Source organism: Peribacillus sp. SIMBA_075, assembly GCF_046534585.1.
Genome location: NZ_JAWRYN010001689.1, coordinates 1 through 232 on the forward strand (window position 1 = coordinate 1; position 232 = coordinate 232).

The 232-nt window shown below is 70.3% G+C and carries 1 protein-coding gene; it reads right to left on the bottom strand.

What is annotated here, in order from left to right; all coding sequences use genetic code 11:
* Positions 1 to 232, bottom strand: a 232-nt coding sequence (locus SB775_RS34180) for a hypothetical protein (protein WP_410865730.1), incomplete at both ends; no start/stop codon positions are given.

Consider the following 232-nt stretch of genomic DNA (forward strand, 5'->3'; position numbering starts at 1 on the left):
GCGACGCGAGGCCGAACAGGGCCCATTCAGCACTGTCGGCGGTGATTCTGACCGAGCAGACGCCCTGGTTCGTCTCCTCGACGGTCGACCAGCGGCCCAGCACCTCGACGACGCGATCGTGCGCCGCCTCGACGATCGCCTCCACCACGGTCGGCTCGACGTGGCTGTGCAGCGACTCGCGGACGTACTCGGCAGCGTCCTCCGCCGGGAGGACGCGGGGGCGGAAACGTGT